Source organism: Actinoallomurus iriomotensis (assembly GCF_030269445.1).
GTDB lineage: Bacteria > Actinomycetota > Actinomycetes > Streptosporangiales > Streptosporangiaceae > Actinoallomurus > Actinoallomurus iriomotensis.
Map to the genome: position 1 here is coordinate 933,885 of NZ_BSTJ01000002.1, position 15,837 is coordinate 949,721.

General features: G+C 70.2%; 7 protein-coding genes. All 7 read right to left on the reverse strand.

Annotation, left to right across the window (positions count from 1 at the left end; genetic code table 11):
- Nucleotides 1–7: 7 nt before the first annotated feature.
- Complete coding sequence (locus QSK37_RS12930) at nucleotides 8–2,488, reverse strand: alpha-L-rhamnosidase-related protein (RefSeq protein WP_285620068.1); 2,481 nt, start codon at nucleotides 2,486–2,488, stop codon at nucleotides 8–10.
- Between the two features lie 70 nt (nucleotides 2,489–2,558).
- A complete protein-coding gene (locus tag QSK37_RS12935) occupies nucleotides 2,559–5,741 on the reverse strand; it encodes a glycoside hydrolase family 78 protein (protein ID WP_285620070.1) in 3,183 nt (1,060 codons plus the stop codon).
- A 25-nt stretch (nucleotides 5,742–5,766) separates the two neighbouring features.
- Nucleotides 5,767–9,000, reverse strand: a complete 3,234-nt coding sequence (locus QSK37_RS12940; RefSeq protein WP_285620072.1) for a family 78 glycoside hydrolase catalytic domain — start codon at nucleotides 8,998–9,000, stop codon at nucleotides 5,767–5,769.
- 196 nt (nucleotides 9,001–9,196) lie between these two features.
- Nucleotides 9,197–12,343 (reverse strand): family 78 glycoside hydrolase catalytic domain, encoded by a 3,147-nt coding sequence (locus QSK37_RS12945; protein WP_285620073.1) that lies wholly within the window; start codon nucleotides 12,341–12,343, stop codon nucleotides 9,197–9,199.
- A complete protein-coding gene (rhaI, locus tag QSK37_RS12950) occupies nucleotides 12,331–13,491 on the reverse strand; it encodes an L-rhamnose isomerase (RefSeq protein ID WP_285620074.1) in 1,161 nt (386 codons plus the stop codon). The genes QSK37_RS12945 and rhaI overlap by 13 nt, the downstream gene beginning before the upstream one ends.
- A 92-nt stretch (nucleotides 13,492–13,583) precedes the next feature.
- Nucleotides 13,584–14,654: a rhamnose ABC transporter substrate-binding protein gene (gene rhaS / locus QSK37_RS12955; RefSeq protein WP_285620075.1), complete on the reverse strand. Its 1,071-nt coding sequence runs from the start codon at nucleotides 14,652–14,654 to the stop codon at nucleotides 13,584–13,586.
- A 10-nt stretch (nucleotides 14,655–14,664) separates the two neighbouring features.
- Nucleotides 14,665–15,687 (reverse strand): ABC transporter permease, encoded by a 1,023-nt coding sequence (locus QSK37_RS12960; protein WP_285620076.1) that lies wholly within the window; start codon nucleotides 15,685–15,687, stop codon nucleotides 14,665–14,667.
- Nucleotides 15,688–15,837 lie beyond the last annotated feature (150 nt).

The following is a 15,837-nucleotide window of genomic DNA, read 5'->3' on the forward strand; positions in this document are numbered from 1 at the left end:
GTTCTCCTCAGCCTTGGGCGGTCACGGTCGACGTGCCGGTGAGACCGGGCACCTGGACATATCCGTCGCGGAGCACGACACCGGCGCGCAGCGCCCGGCCGTCGCGCCAGACCGCGGTACCGCCGACGCGCACCTCCTCGGCGACCGGGACGCCCGTGGTGGCCGTGGTGCCGTTCGGGGCCTCGACGCGGAGCGTGAACGTCCCGCCGCTCCGCTTCCACGCGGCCGTGATGGCGCCGTGCGGCGTGGGCACCTGGCCCTCGGCCCAGCGCACGCCGGCGCTCGGGTGCGGCAGCACGCTGAAGGCGGCGAACCCGCCGGAGGCAGGGGTCACGCCGAGCACCTGTTCGGTGAGGAACTCGGTGGGCCCGGCCGCCCAGCCGTGCGACAGGCTCGTGTACGCGCCGAGCTGCGGGTCGCCGGTCGTGGAGACGTTCTCCCACAGCGTGCCGGGGTCGCTCTTGCCCAGCATGTGCGCCCAGGTCCGGTCGAGCAGCGACATCGCGCCCGCGGTGTCGCCCTGGGCGGTGTGGGCGAGCAGCGCCTGGTAGCCGACGAACGGGCTCACGTAGCGCGGCACCGTGCCCGCCTTGTCGACGGTGACGTCGCCGTACGGGCCCGCGAGCCGGGTGTCGAAGAAGCGCAGGACGGACGTGGCCCGGGCGCCGGTCGCGACGCCGGAGACCACCGCCATCGCGTTGCCGTCCTGCGGGTGGGCGCCGTCGGCCGGGCCCACCTTGTACGCGCCGGCCGCGGCGTCCCACAGCGACGCGTTGACCGCCGAGGCGGTGCGGGCGGCGTGGTCGCGGTAGGTCTTCGCCAGATCCGGCTCGCCCTCCGCCTCGGCCGCCCGCGCGGCCATGCCGAGCACGTAGACGTACAGCGAGCTGGTGTAGGTGCCCTTGCCCTCGTTGCCGTAGCCCCAGGTGCCGCCCGCGCCCGCCATGTCGACCAGCCCGTCGCCGCCGGTCTTCGACTCCAGCCACGCGACGTCCTTCTTCATCGCGTCGTACCACTGGTCCAGGAAGGCGCGGTCGCCGGTGTAGAGGTAGTGGGTCCAGTAGTTGTGCACCCACCATTCGGCGTACTCGCCCCAGCCGAGGTTGTAGCCGAACTTGTCGGTCAGGTAGAGACCGGGGATCTGCCCGCTCGCGGCCTGGCCCTTGGCCATGAACGCGACCGAGTCGGCGGCCGGACGGCTCTGGCCCGTGGTCAGGTACGACACCGGGTCGGAGATCGCGTTGTCGCCGCCCCAGATCATGCGGTCGCGCTTGGCGCCGTCGCTGATCACGCTCGGCCCGTCGCCGACGACCGCGTCGTTGCGCACCGGCCCGGCCTGTCCCGGGTAGGGCCGCCCGGTCTTCGGGTCGATGGTCGCGAGCTGCACGGTGTACGCGCCGGAGTACCAGAGCCGGTTCAGCGTGTCGTCGCTGGACAGGAAGGCGCCCTTGTAACGGTCCAATGCCGGGTTCGCCGGATCGGCGGTGAAGTTCAGGCGAAGGCCGGACAGCCGTACCTCGCCGGGGTCGGCGAGGAAGAGCATGAGGTAGCGGAACCCGCCGCGGATCACCGGGTCGGTCAGCTCGCCGTTCCGCGCGGTGAGATAGTGCGTCTCGGTCGCGAGGCCGGTGGGGTCCTGGCTGTAGTCCGAGGCGGTGGTGAGGTACTCGGTGCTCTCGCTGAAGGCCAGCCCGATCCTGGGCGTCCCGCTCCCTCCGGTGAGCCTCAGCCGGACCTGCCCGGCCACCTCCTCACCGAAGTCGTAGATGACGTACGGGCGTCCGTACGTGGCGGCGCGCAACGTCGTGGTGCCGCCGCGCAGCGCCCCGCCCGGGTCCTGGACCGTTCCGCCGTAGGGGGCGGCGGGCGCTCCGCCGTCGCCCAGCGTCCAGACGGCGTGCACCCGGGCACCGGGTCCGGGGTCGGCGGCGTTGCGGAAGGTGACCCGGATCTCGCCCGACGGGCCGACCAGCCGGGCCGGCACCGTGACGTCGTAGTGGACCAGGCCGGCCAGGCCGCTCCACGTGCCGGCCTGGGCCGGGTCCGGCTCGCGCTCATGGACGACCTGGCCGCCCACCAGCACCTCGTAGTGCGCGGTCGCGCTGCCCGCCTCCTCGACGCGGAGCCGTACGTCGTGTCCGCGCGGCACGCGCAGGCGGTAGCCGAACGAGGCGCCCGCCGTGTCCGGGCCGGCCTGCCGGACCATGACCCCGTCGACCTTCGCGGTGCTGCTCGACGGGTCGGCCTGGAGGTCGTGCCCGGTCGTCTCGGACGCGGCCGAGTCGGCCGTGACGTAGTCGCCGTTGGTCGCGTAGGCCTCGGCGATCTTGGCCGGGCGTACGGTGCGGGAGGAGGGCGCCATGACGTAGCGGTCCGCCCGCGACAGCGACGGCAGCCCGAGCGACGGGTCCGCCCCGGCCGGCGGCATGGCCGCGATGACGCCCGTCGTGCCCAGGGCGAGGGCGGTCAGCAGGTGCAGCGATCTCATCGAAGTCCTTCCTGGTCGAGGTGTGGCGAACCCGCACGGTGGGTTCGCCGCATCTCGGACGAAGCGGGGGTCAGGCGCTGAAGTGCCAGTGGCCGGAGCCGACGGTGAACACGGCGTTGCCGTCCTGCGTGCGCACGAACTTCGCGCCGTCCCGGGTGACGTCGGAAACGTTCGCCGCGGGCACCCACACCTCGGCGGTCGTGTTCACCGGCACGGTGACGTCGAGCGTGAACCGGCCTCCGGAGACCGACCAGCGGCTCGCGATCTCGCCGTAGTCGGACCGGTAGGTCGCCGACGCCTTCGTGAGGGTCCCGCCGGGCCTCGGGTGGATGACGACGCTCCGGTAGCCCGGCGACGCCGGGGCGATGCCGCCGATGTTCTGGTACATCCAGTCGCCGACCGAGCCGAGCCCGTAGTGGTTGAAGGAGTTCATGCCCGGGTCGTTGAACGTGCCGTCCGGCTTGATGCCGTCCCAGCGCTCCCAGATGGTGGTCGCGCCCCGGCCGATCTCATAGCCCCAGGACGGGAACGTCTTCTGCTGCAGGAGCCGGTACGCCACGTCGTTGTGGCCCGTACGGGTGAGCGTCGGCAGCAGTTCCCCGGTGCCGAGGAAGCCGGTGGTCAGGTGCCCGTCGTGCGCGGCGATGTTGGCCACCAGCTTGTCCGCGGCCGGGGTCACCTGCGCGTCGGGCAGCAGGTCGTCCGACAGCGCGAGGACGTACGCCGTCTGGCTGCCGCCGCCGACCGTGCCGTCGGACTTGACGTACTTGGCGTCGAAGGCGTCCCGGATCTGTCCCCAGAGGGTCCGGTACGCGGCCGCGGCGTCGTGGTCTCCGATCGCGTCCGCCATCCGCGCGACGAGATCGGTGGAGTGCGCGAAGTACGCGGTGCCGATCAGGTCGAGCGGGGTGTCGTCACCGACGTTGAGCCAGTCGCCGTACCCCTGGGCGGGCCGGATCAGCCCGGTGCTGTGCGCCTTGAGGTAGTCGATCCACTTCTTCATCGCCGGGTAGCGGTCGCGTACGACCTGCACGTCGCCGTAGCGCTGCCACAGCGTGTACGGGATGATCACGCCCGCGTCTCCCCAGCCGGCCGTGCCCGAGCCCGCGGACACGGCGGGAACGACGTCGGTGAACGCCCCGTCGGCCGTCTGGTCGTCGGCCAGGTCGGTGGTGAACTTGGCCAGGAACGTGTCGGCGTCCATGTTGAACGTCGAGGTCGGCGCGAACGCCGCGATGTCGCCGGTCCAGCCGAGCCGTTCGTCGCGCTGCGGGCAGTCGGTGGGGACGCTGAAGAAGTTGCCCTTCTGGCCCCACACGATGTTGTGCTGGATCTGGTCGACCAGCGGGTCGGAGGTGGTCAGGGTGCCGTTCGGCGACGCGTCGGCGTGCGCGACCACGCCGTCGACCGACGACAGGGTCGGCGTGCCCGGGAAGCCGGTGACCTCGACGTACCGGTAGCCGCGGTAGGTGAACCGCGACTCGTACGTCTCGGCGCCGCCGCCCTTGAGCGTGTAGCGGTCGGTGTCGGCGGCGCCGCGCAGGTTCGCGGTGTAGAGCGTGCCGTCGGTGTTCAGCACCTCGCCGTTGCGGATGGTCACCGTGGTGCCGGCGGGCCCGGACACGCGCAGCCGGTTCCAGCCGACCAGGTTCTGGCCCATGTCGAAGACGTAGGTGCCCGGCTTGGGCCGCGTCAGCTTGACCGGGTGCAGGACGGTGTCGACGCGGACCGGCGGACCGGTCTGGGCGACGAGGTTCGGCGTCACGGTGCCGACTTCGACCCCCGACCAGCCGGAGTCGTCATAGCCGGGACCGTCCCAGCCCGCACGCTCGTTCCGCGCGTCGTAGACCTCACCCTGGTAGATGTCGGCCGAGGTCAGGGGGCTGGCGGTTGTCTTCCAGGAGTCGTCGGTGCCGACCGTCTGCGCGGTGCCGTCGGTGTAGTCCACGCGGAGCTGGGCGAGGAACCACGGCTGTTGCCCGTAGACGTGCGTGCCGGCGAAGCCGATGTTGCCGGAGTACCAGCCGGGTGCCAGCAGCGCCCCGATGGCGTTGTCCCCGCGGTGCAGCATCGAGGTCACGTCGTAGGTCTGGTACTGGACACGCTTGTTGTAGTCCGTCCAGCCGGGCGTGAAGTCGTCGTCGCCGACGCGCCGGCCGTTGAGGTGCGCCTCGTACAGGCCGAGCGAGGTCACGTACAGGCGGGCCGCCGCGACCGGCTTGGCGACCCGGAACCCGTGCCGCAGGTACGGCACCGGCGGCGACGGCTGGACGACCTGGTTACCCCACGGCCCCGAGCCGTACGCGGCGGCGTCCTTGGCGGCGCTCCAGGAGGAGTCGTCGAAGCCCGGCTTCTCCCACCCGTCCGGCGCGCTCTGCGCCGACCTGAACGATGAGTCGGTGACGAAGTCGACCGGGTCTCCGTCGGCGCGTTCGACGTGCAGCCGCCCGATCACGCCGGCCGGGCTCTCGGAGGTGTTGACCGCCTGGATCGCGAGGGTGTTGGCGCCGGGGCGCAGCAGGGACGTGACGTCGGCGAGCTGCCCCTGCTTCCAGCCGTCCGTGACCTGCGGTGACGACGCGGCGCGGGTGCCGTTGACGTACAGGGTGAACTCGTCGTCGGCGGTCAGGGTGAACGACGCCTTGGTGATCGCGCCGGAGCCCAGATCGACGGTACGGCGGAAGTAGCGGGTGGAGGCGGGCTCACTGGACGCCGGGTCGCCCTCGGGGTACCAGATCCAGTGCGCGCCGGTCAGGCTCGGCGTCGTCTCCGGGCTGCCGATCCACTTGGCCGTCCAGTCCTGCCGGTCAAGGCCGGTCTCGAAGAAGGACGTCTTGCTCCACGCCGACGGCCTGCCCTGGGCGTCCCAGACGCGGACGCGCCAGTAGTAGCGCCGCCCGGACGCCGGCGCGGAACCGCCGTACGGCACGTCCACGGACTGCGCGCTCGCGACCCGGCCGCTGTCCCAGACGTCGGCGGCCTTGGCATCCTTCTTGGAGGAGACCACGACCTGGTAGGCCGTCTGAGCCTGTCCGCGCGCCGACGAGTCGAGCCGCCAGCCGAGGCGTGGCCGGGCGGCGTCGATCCCGACCGGGTTCGTCGCCCGCTCGGTCGTCGTCGCCGACACCCGTACGGGCGAGGCGGTCCGCGCGGACGCCGGTCCGGCGGGCAGGCCGGTGAGGAGGGCCGTCGTGACGCCGACGGAGATCAGGGCGGGGATCGATCGTCGGCGGAACCTCGTTACCACTCGCATCGGTGTCCCTTTCTCGGCGGGATCGTCAACTCGACGTGCGGCAGATGTCGGTGAGCTTCTCGTCGGCGCCGGCCTGTGCGGACGCCGACGTGCTGAGCGTGTGGCAGCCCGCGCCGACCTGCACGACGACGCGCTCGCCGGCGCGCTCGCCCGTCACCGGCCGGCCGTCGAGGTAGACGGTCGTCCCGGAGTAGGAGCCGGGAACCGGCACGCTGACCGCGCTCGTGGTGTTGCCGGGGATGGCGACACCGAGGTCGTAACGACCGCTCACGGTGTGGAAGGCGACACCGATCCGGCCCTTGACGCTGGGCACCGTGACGGAGCCGAACTCCTGGTTCCCGGTCTGGGGCGCGATCTGGAACGTCGCGTATCCAGGCGAGGTGGGCTGGATGCCGTACATGTCCCGTGGGATGACGTAGGCGGGTGCCGTGGCCCAGGGGTGCGACCAGGTCATGTTGCTCTTCTGGGCGGGGTCCCAGGCCTCCCCGGTCGCTCCGGCGCCGAGCTCGATCATGTGCAGCCAGCTGTTCGTCTCCGACGATGTCAGCAGGTTCAGCGCGTCCTGACCGTGCCCGGCGTTGTACAGGGCCTGGAGGAGGAAGCCCGAGCAGTAGACGCTGCAGGCCATGCCGCGGGAGGCGATGTACTTCGCCAGCGCGTCGTACTGCGCCTTGTCCGCGGGCACCCCGAAGGCGCCCGGGAAGGCACTCGCCTGGACCGCGTAGTGACCGGTCGGGACGTCGTCCTTGCTGAGACCGTCGTCGTAGGCGCCCTGCTTCGGTTGGTAGAACCGCGTGTTCAGCGCGGTCCGGAGCGTCGTGGCCTTCTGCTCGAAGCCCGCGGCGTCGGTGTCGCGTCCGAGCCGGCGGGCGATGACCGCCATGTCGGTGTAGTTCCGGTAGGCCAGGGCGTTGAGGATGGTGTTCCGGTCGGTGAACCGGTAACCGTCGCGCTCGCCCTCCGGCCAGTCGACGATGGCGTCGGAGCGCACGATGGTGCCGGTGGCGGGGTCGTAGTACTTGTCGAGCAGCTTGGGCACGAGCGTGTCGTAGGCGTGCTCGATCTGTGCCGTGGAGCCCGTTCGCTGCCAGGTGTCGTACACGGCGCTGATCACGTACATCGGCCACTCGGTCGGCCACGTGCTGTGGTTCTCGAAGTAGTCGATCGAGTACCGGCCCAGCGTCGGGTCGTCCGTCAGGTAGAGGTTGGACAGCAGCTGGATGTAGGCGTCGGCCTCGTAGTCGGTGCGCTCTCGCGTCCAGGAGTCGGTGAAGAAGTTCTGGTTGGCCGACTCGATGGTGTTCTTCGACAGCTGCCAGACCGGGACGAGGTTCGGGTCCGAGGACGTGAGCCGTGCGGCGGACGCGTCGAACGGGTAGACCGACGCGAGCGCCTGCAGATTGTCCTTCGTGATCGGGACCGGAGAGCCCACGATGTTCATGTACCGGAAGACCCGCATGCCCCAGGTGTCGACGGTCTGGGCGCCGTCGCGGAGGGTGAGGACGTCCTCGTACTTGTTTCCGGCGCGCAACTGGTAGCGCGTGGTGTTCGGCGCGGAGGTCTCCTCTCCGAACCGGAGCCGTACCTGTCGGCCCGCCCGGCCGTCGAGCGTGAGGTGCGCGCCACCCATCCAGGTACGGCCGAAGTCGACGAAGTAGTCGCCACCGCCCAGGTCGACGATCTTCGCCGGGGCGTGCAGTTGCTCCTGGACCTTGGCGAACGGCGTCGGCGACAGCGAGTCGAAGGGCTTCTTCGTCACGGCCGTGGACCAGCCGGTGTCGTCGAAGCCGGGCTTGTCGAACCCGTACGGGTAGTGGGCCGCGGAGAAGTTCTCGCTGGGCATGCTCCAGTAGCCGGTCCCGATGCTGCCGGTGGAGGTCCAGATCTCGTTGCCCGAGAGGGTCTTCCAGTCCGGTCCGGTGCCGATGGTCTGCGTCGTGCCGTCGGTGTAGCGCACGATGACATACGCCTGGAAGCGCTGGTCCTTCGACGCGTAGGCGATGGCGGAGAGGGTGTGCCGCCCCGGTCTGCTCAGGGCGTCCTTGACGTCGAATCCGTCGTAGCGGGTCTCGTTGCCCAGCGCACGTGTGGGCCCGAGGCCGACGAACCGTCCGTCGAGGTACATCTTGTAGACGTACTGCTTGGCCGAGTCGAAGGAGGAGCCCGTCGCGAAGGCCGACGCCCACGCGACCTTCTTCGCCGGCTCGAGGGAGAAGTCGTGGCGCATCAGCGCCCAGTCGTTGGTGAGGACGGCGTTCAGGCAGGCGGTGCTGGTGCCGATCGTGAGCGCCTGGTTCTCGACGGTGCCGCACGGGAAGGACGCCTGGGCGCCGTTGAAGTCGTTGCTGTACAGCACCTTTCCTGTGCTGTCCGCGGCAAGGCTGGTCACGGTGACGTCGTCCAGGACGCCGGTCTCGCTGCCGCCGGTGCGGAAGCCCACGGCGCCGTCGGCGAACGTGGTGTCCGTCCGCCGGTCGACGACCTTCCCGTCGACCGAGGTGGTGATCGTCGACCCGACGGCCTCGATGCCGACCGCGTGCACCGTCCCGACGTCCAGGGTCACACCGAGGGGCACGGCGGTGCCGGCCTTGTAGGTGCCGCCGGTCTGCGTGTGCGGCACCAGGGTGTTCGGCTGGCTGGCGTTCGAGGCCCGGAACTGCCACATGTAACCGTTCCGGGCATCGGGCGACCGGAACTGGATCCCCATCGCGGTGCGGGTGATCTTCAGCTTGACGTCGAGCCGGTAGTCGGTCCACCTGGCGCCGGCCGGCGGGGCGGACCAGATCGGCACGGAGTCGCCCCACTGGCCCGGTCCGGTGCCGAAGACCGCCGGCTCGGACCAGTTCGACGGGTGGTGGTCCTGGTCCCACAGCTTCACCCGCCAGGAGTACCGCTCGCCCTGCCGGAGCCGCGGGCCCGTGTAGGGCACCGCGGTCGAACGTGCCGAGGTGACCTTGTCGGTGTCCCACAGCGGCGTGCCGGATCCCGGCTTGGTCAGCTCGATCTTGTAGGCGGTCTGGCGCCGCAGCGTCGACTGCCAGCCGAGTTCGATGCCCCCGGCGGCGTCCACGTCCATCGGCGCCGGCAGGGAGTTCGTGACCAGGGCCGTGGGCGCGGAGGGACGGACCACACCGCGGCTCGCGCTCGTGGCGTCCGCCGGTAGGGCGGACGCACCGGCCGTGAGGAGGACGGTGGTGGCGACGACGTAGGAGGACAGGACGGGCAGCGATCGTCGGCGGAACTTTGGTACCAGTCGCATCGTTATCTCTTCCTCGGGGTTATGCCATGGATGTGGGCCCCGATGTGACCACCGGCCGGCCGGGCTCGGCGCGTGGCAGCGCGCCGCGGCCGGCCTGTGGCCACGTGCCGGCCTCAGCGGACGAAGACGGCGGCCGTTTCCGCGTCCACCGGCAGGTGCGGTCGGAGCGACCGCTGTACTTCGGGCGGATCGTCCGTCACCGCACGCTCCTCACCTGGAACTCGTATGAACCCGAGCCCACCTCGTACCGCCGGCCGTCCAGCGGACGCGCCCCGGGTGGCAGGCCGACCGGTCCGGTGCCGGGCACGGTGACCTCGGCGGTCGCCCCGACCGGCACCTCGACGCTGAGGGTGAGCACCCCACCGGCGCGCTTCCAGTGCACGGCCACCCGGCCGTGCGGCGTGCGGGTGGCCGCGTCGACGTACGTCAGGTCGCCGAGCGGCTGTGGCGCGATCGCGATCCGGTCGTAACCGGGCGCGGCGGGTGAGATGCCCGCCAGGCCCGTGAAGAACCAGTCGTCGACGGCGCCGCCGAGGAACACGTGGTCGTGGGAGCGCGCGTCGAGGTCCCAGCGCTCCCACAGCGTGGTCGCGCCGTTGTTCACCCAGTAGCCCCAGCCGGGATAGGTCTGCTGGTTCGCGACCTTGTACGCCAGCTCGCCCTGGCCGCGCTTGGTCAGCTCGTCGAGGATGAACCGGGTGCCGAGCGCGCCGGTGTTCAGGTGGTCGCCGCGGTCGGTGATGTCCTTGACCAGCCGGTCGGTGACCGCCTTCACCGACTCCGCCGGCACCATGCCGAACGCCAGGGGCAGCAGCGCGTTCGTCTGCCGGTAGTCGGGGTCCGAGCCGGTCACGTAGGCGTCGCCGCGCAGGAACGTGTCGTTGAACGCGGTCTGGATCTTCGCGGCGGCCGCGCGGTACCGGGCGGCGTCGTCCGGGTGGCCGAGCGCCTCCGCGGCGTTCGCCACCGCGAGCGTGTTGGCGTAGGTGTAGGCGGTACCGGCCAGCTTCGGGTCCTCCGGGCTGTTCCCGCCGTACCCGGGTGCGAGGTAGTCGTTGAGCGAACTGCCGTACACGCCGCTCGTGGAGGTCGCCAGCCAGCCGTCGAGATACCTGCGCATCGCCGGGTAGTTGGCGCTCAGCGTGTCGCGGTCGCCGTAACGCTCGTACATCAGCCAGGGGATCATGGTGAACGCGGCGTGCCACGGCGGCGCCTGGCCGTAGTAGCCGAGTCCCCAGCCGTTGTCCGGCGCGATGCCGGGGACGATGCCGTTCGAACCCTGGCTGTCACGGATGTCGGTGAGCCACTTCTCGTACAGGCGGCGCAGGTCGAACTCGTCCGTGTCGGTGGCGGCCATGAGCTGGGCGTCGCTGGTCCAGCCGTTCTTCTCGTACATCGGTGTGTCTGTCGGGATGCCGTACCAGTTGTTCAGGACCGTCTGCCGGGTCATCTGGTGCAGCCGGTCGAACAGCGCGTTGGAGCTGTCGAACGAGCCGACCGAGCGGACGTCGGAGTGGACCTCGCGGCCGTCGATGTCGTCGGCGGTCAGCGTGCCCGGCCAGCCGGTGACCTCGATGTACTGGAAGCCCTGATAGCTGTAGCGCGGCTCCCACGTCTCGATGCCCCGGCCGGACAGCGTGTACTGGTCGGTCTGGAACTGTCCGGTGACGAAGCCGTTGACGGAGTTCACGGTGCCGTCGGCGTTCAGCTTCTCGCCGTACTTCATGCTCACCGTCGTGCCGGCCGGGCCGTGCACGCGGATGCGCGCCCAGCCCGCGATGTTGGCCGGCAGCTTCACCACGTACGTGCCCTGCTTGGGGCTGGTGACCGAGACGGGCCGGATGGTGTCCGTGACGCGGATCGGCTCGTGTTCCTCCGGAACGACGGCGCCGGCGGGCGCGGGCAGTGTGGCGGCCGGTCGCCACGTCGTGGCGTCGTAGCCGGGAGTGTTCCAGCCGGGCCGGTCGGCGCGGGCGTCGTAGTTCTCTCCGCCGTACAGGGAGTCGAAGCGCACCGGGCCCTCGGCGTACTGCCAGGTGCCGTCGCTGGCCACCGTCTGCGTGCTGCCGTCCGCGTAGGTGAGGACGAGCTGGGCGAGCAGCCTCGGCTCGCCGTGCCAGGGCGCCTGGTGCCAGTTCCACGTGTTCTGCTGCGTCATGCCGTAGAAGCCGCGGCCGAGGCGGGCGCCGATGGTGTTGGCGCCGCTCCGCAGCATCGCGGTGACGTCGTGCGTGACGAACTCGACGCGCTTGTCGTACCGGGTGAAGCCGGGTTCGAGGACCTCGTCGCCGACCTTACGGCCGTTGAGGCTCAGCTCCTCGTAGCCGCCGGCGGCCGCGTACAGGCGGGCGCGGGCGATCTTCTTGGGCCCGGCGGTGAAGTCCTTGCGCAGCAGCGGCTCGGGCAGCGTGGGCGCGTCCGCGTACACCTTGCCCCACGGCGCCCCGCCCCAGGCGGTGAGCACCTTGGCCGCCGGCCACGCCGAGTCGTCGAAGCCGGCCGCCTTCCAGTCGCCCGACGGCTCCTTGTCGGTGACCTTCCACGAGCCGTCCGTGTCGATCCTCTGTTCGCCCAGCTCCAGCCGGCCGAGCAGCCCGGCTGCGCTGACCTTGCCGTTCGTGTCGGCGACGGCGATGGTGTTGGTGCCGGTACGGAGCTGGTCCGTGACGTCCACGACGATGGGGTGGCGCCAGTTCTCCAGGTTCGGATCGGGCTCGCGGCCGCCCACCTCGGTGCCGTTCACCCACGCGGTGAATCCGTCGTCGCCGGTCATCACCAGGCGCGACCCGGCCGGCACGCTCGTCAGGTCGAAGGTGCGCCGGAAGTAGCGGGTGCCGGCGGGGGCGCTCGTGGCGGGGTCGCCCTCGGGATACCAGATCCAGTTCGTGCCGGTCAGGTCCGGCGCGGTGGAGTCCTGTGCCGGTGCGCCGATCCACGACGCGTGCCAGCCGGTGAACGCGGTCTCGAACCAGGCGGTGCCGCTCCACGGCGACCATCGGCCGTGCGCGTCGGCGACGCGGACGCGCCAGGTGTACCGGGTGGCGGGGCTGAGCGCGGGCCCGCCGTACGACACGTCGTAGCTGCGCGCGCCGGCGACCTTCCCGGAGTCCCAGACACGGTGTCCACCCGCACGGACCTCGATCCGGTACGCGGTCTGCCGCTGGCCGCGCTCGGCGGAGCCGAGCAGCCAGCCCAGCCGGGGCTTGGCCGCGGCGACCGCGATCGGGTTCGTCGCGTGCTCGGTCTCCAGGTCCGACACGCGCAGCCCGGTGTCGGCGTGCGCCGCCGGCGCCGCCGCGACCACCAGTACGGCGGCGGCCAGGACCGGTGCTAGGCGCCCCATCCCGCCGCCTGCCCTTCTCTTCGCTCGTCGCGGATCTTTTCGAAGTAGCCGGACCGGGCGTAGGCCGCCATCGGGTCCGGGTCCAGGCCCATCTCCTCGCGTAGTTCGGCGAGGAGGGGGCGGACGTCGGTGTTGTAGGCGTCCATGAACACCGCGTTGGCGCCCAGCACGTCCCCGGCCCGCTGCGCGGCCCGCAGCGCCTCCCCATCGACCAGCAGCGCCTTGGCCGTGGCCTCCTGAACGTTCATCACCGAACGGATCTGACCGGGAATCTTCGGCTCGATGTTGTGACACTGATCGAGCATGAACGCGATCTCGTCGCTGAACCCGCCGCCCTGGATCACCTCATGCATGATCCGGAACAACTGGAACGGATCGGCCGCACCCACCATCAGGTCATCATCGGCGTAGAACCGGGAGTTGAAGTCGAACCCGCCGAGCCTTCCCTCCCGCAACAAGAACGCCACGATGAACTCGATGTTCGTCCCCGGCGCGTGATGCCCGGTGTCGACGACCACCTGCGCCTTGGGTCCGAGCTTGAGGCAGTGGGCGTAGGAGGTGCCCCAGTCCGGCACATCGGTGCTGTAGAACGCCGGCTCGAACAGCTTGTACTCCAACAGGAACCGCTGGTCGTCTCCGAGCCGCTCATAGACGGCGGCCAAGGCCTCGGCGAGCCGGTCCTGCCGGGCCCGGATGTCATCCTGACCCGGATAGTTCGTGCCGTCGGAGAACCACAGCTTCAAGTCCCGCGACCCGGTCGCGTCCATGATGTCGACGCAATCCAGCAGATGGTTCAACGCCTTCTTACGTACGGCCGGATCCGGGTTGGTGACACTGCCCAGCATGTAGTCGTCATCCTGGAAGACGTTCGAGTTGATCGCACCGACCCGTACACCACGGTCACGGGCGTAGACGGCCAGCGCGGCGTAGTCCTCCACCCGGTCCCACGGGATGTGCAACGCCACCGTCGGCGCCACACCCGTGAACCGATGCACCTGCGCCGCATCATCGATCTTCTCCTGCGGCGTACGCGGCACACCCTCCTGGGCGAACACCTTGAAACGCGTGCCCGAGTTCCCGTACGCCCACGACGGCGTCTCGATGTGCTGGGTCCGCAGTGCCGCCTTGACGGCCTTTGTGTCGGTCACGAGAAACCCCGGTTCCTACGAGCTTCATGCCAGGTGGAAAGCCGTCGGACGCACGGGGCGGGGCCACCGGCCCCGCCCCCGCGCCGAGCGTCCTAGAAGTGGTAGTTGTCGATGTTGCTCTTGTCGAAGACGGTCGGCGGGCCGAGGATGACCTCGCCGTCCTTGCCGATCGTGCGCGAGCCGAGCTTGCCGGCCTTGAACGTCTCCCCCTGGGCGCCGGTGATCTGCCCGGAGACGAGCGCCGCGGCCGCGTACGCCGCGAGGTAGCCCAGGTTGCCCGGGTCCCACAGCTCGAACTTGTGCACGGTGCCGTCCTTGACGAACTTGCGCATCTGGTTCGGCGTGCCCAGGCCGGAGACCTCGACCTTGCCCTTGTACTTCGAGCTCGAGACGTAACGGGCCGCGGCGGCGATGCCGACCGTGGTCGGGGCGATGATGCCCTTCAGGTCCGGGTAGGCCTGGAGCAGACCCTGGGTCTGCTGGAACGACTTCTGGTCATCGTCGTCGCCGTAGGCGACCTTGACGAGCTGGATGCCGGAGTACTCCGGCTTCTTCAACTCGTCCTTCATGAACTCGATCCAGGTGTTCTGGTTCGTCGCGTTCGCCGTCGCCGACAAGATCGCGATCTTGCCCTTGCCGCCGATCAGGTCCGACATCACCTTGATCTCGCTGCGCCCGATCTCCTCGGAACTCGCCTGGTTGATGAAGACGTCCCGGCACTCCTTGGCGGCATCGGAGTCATACGACACCACCGCGATCTTCCGCGACATCGCCTGCTTCAACGGCCCGCATACGGCGTTCGGGTCGTTGGCCGCGATGAGGATCGCGTCCTGCCGCTGCTGGATCAGCGTGTTGAGGTAGGAGATCTGCGACGACGCCGACGCGTCGGACGGGCCGACCTCCTTGGCCTGGGCGTAGAAGCCCTTGGCCGCGGCGATGCCGGCGTTGTCGACGATCGTCTCGTACGGGTTGTTGACCTGCTTCGGCAGGAACGCCAGCTTCAGGTTCTGCTTGATCGGGGCGTTCGGGTCGGCCTTCTTGCCGCTCGTCGCGGCGTTGCCGCCGTCCTTCGCGGTCGAGTTCTTGGTCGTGCCGCCGCAGGCGGCGGCGCCGACGGCGAGCGCGGCCACGAGCGCCACGGCCGCCATTGGACGTTTCAGCATGTCAACTCCCTTACGTGGAGGAGGAGGCGGTGAGGGACCCGCGGGGAATTCGCCGCGCCTCGCGTACCGCCGCCACGATCCGCGGCGTGAGCACCGAGACGATGAGGAGCAGTCCCGTGACGATCGACTGGATCTCGGTCGCGACGTCATGGAGCATGAGCAGGTTGCGGAGCAGGCCGATCAGCAGGACGCCGGCGACGACGCCGCCGAGGGTGCCCTTGCCGCCGTCGAAGTCGACCCCGCCCAGCAGCACCGCCGCGATGACGGCCAGCTCCATGCCCAGGCCGTTGTCGGCGCGGGCACTGCCGTACCGCAGGGTGTAAATCACTCCGGCGAAGGCCGAGACCACACCGGAGATGACGAAGAGCAGCAGCTTGATGCGCTTGACCCGGATGCCGGCGAAGAACGCGGCCTCCTCCTGCGCACCGATCGCGAAGATCGCCCGGCCCGCACCGGTCGCGTGCAGGACCGCCGCGGTGAGCAGGGCCAGCACGACGAACAGCGCGAAGGGGTACGGGATCGGGGTGCCGGGCACGGTCTTGGTGGCCAGGTCCGCGTAGTTCTGCGGGAACTCCGCGACCGCCTTGGTCCCCAGCAGGACGTAGGCGAGCCCGCGGTAGAGGGTCATCGTGCCGATCGTGACGGCCAGCGACGGCAACCCGAGCCGCGTGACGAGCAATCCGTTGACCAGCCCGGCGGCCGCGCCGACGACGATCAGCAGCGGGACGATCGTCTCGATCGCCCAACCGGCGTCCCACAGGGCACCGAGCAGCGCGCTGGACATGCCGAGTACGGAGGCGACGGACAGGTCCACCTCGGCCGCCACGACCAGCAGGGTCATGGGCAATGCGATCAGTGCGATCTCGGACAGGTCATCGAGGGCGAAGGAGAGGTTGTCGCTCGTGGCGAAGTCGGGCGTGCCGAGGGAACCGCCGACGAACACCACGATGAGCAGCGCCGTGACGATGACGTCCCAGCGGATCAGCCGGGTACGGAGAGCCGGTGCGGTCTTGGCGGACGCGTCAGGCGCCATGGCGGGCGTTCCTCCTTCGCAGCGCGCGGGTGACGCGCAGGGACAGCAGACGGTCCACGCTGATGGCCAGGAGGAGCAGCAGGCCGGCGATGGCGTCCTGCCAGAAGGAATTGACCTTCAACACCACCAGGACACTGCCGATCGTGGTCA

Excerpts from the sequence above, each read along its gene's own strand:
- QSK37_RS12930 (WP_285620068.1), bottom strand. The coding sequence starts at position 2,488 with ATGAGATCGCTGCACCTGCTGACCGCCCTCGCCCTGGGCACGACGGGC.
- QSK37_RS12935 (WP_285620070.1), bottom strand. The coding sequence starts at position 5,741 with ATGCGAGTGGTAACGAGGTTCCGCCGACGATCGATCCCCGCCCTGATC.
- QSK37_RS12940 (WP_285620072.1), bottom strand. The coding sequence starts at position 9,000 with ATGCGACTGGTACCAAAGTTCCGCCGACGATCGCTGCCCGTCCTGTCC.
- QSK37_RS12945 (WP_285620073.1), bottom strand. The coding sequence starts at position 12,343 with ATGGGGCGCCTAGCACCGGTCCTGGCCGCCGCCGTACTGGTGGTCGCG.
- rhaS (WP_285620075.1), bottom strand. The coding sequence starts at position 14,654 with ATGCTGAAACGTCCAATGGCGGCCGTGGCGCTCGTGGCCGCGCTCGCC.
- QSK37_RS12960 (WP_285620076.1), bottom strand. The coding sequence starts at position 15,687 with ATGGCGCCTGACGCGTCCGCCAAGACCGCACCGGCTCTCCGTACCCGG.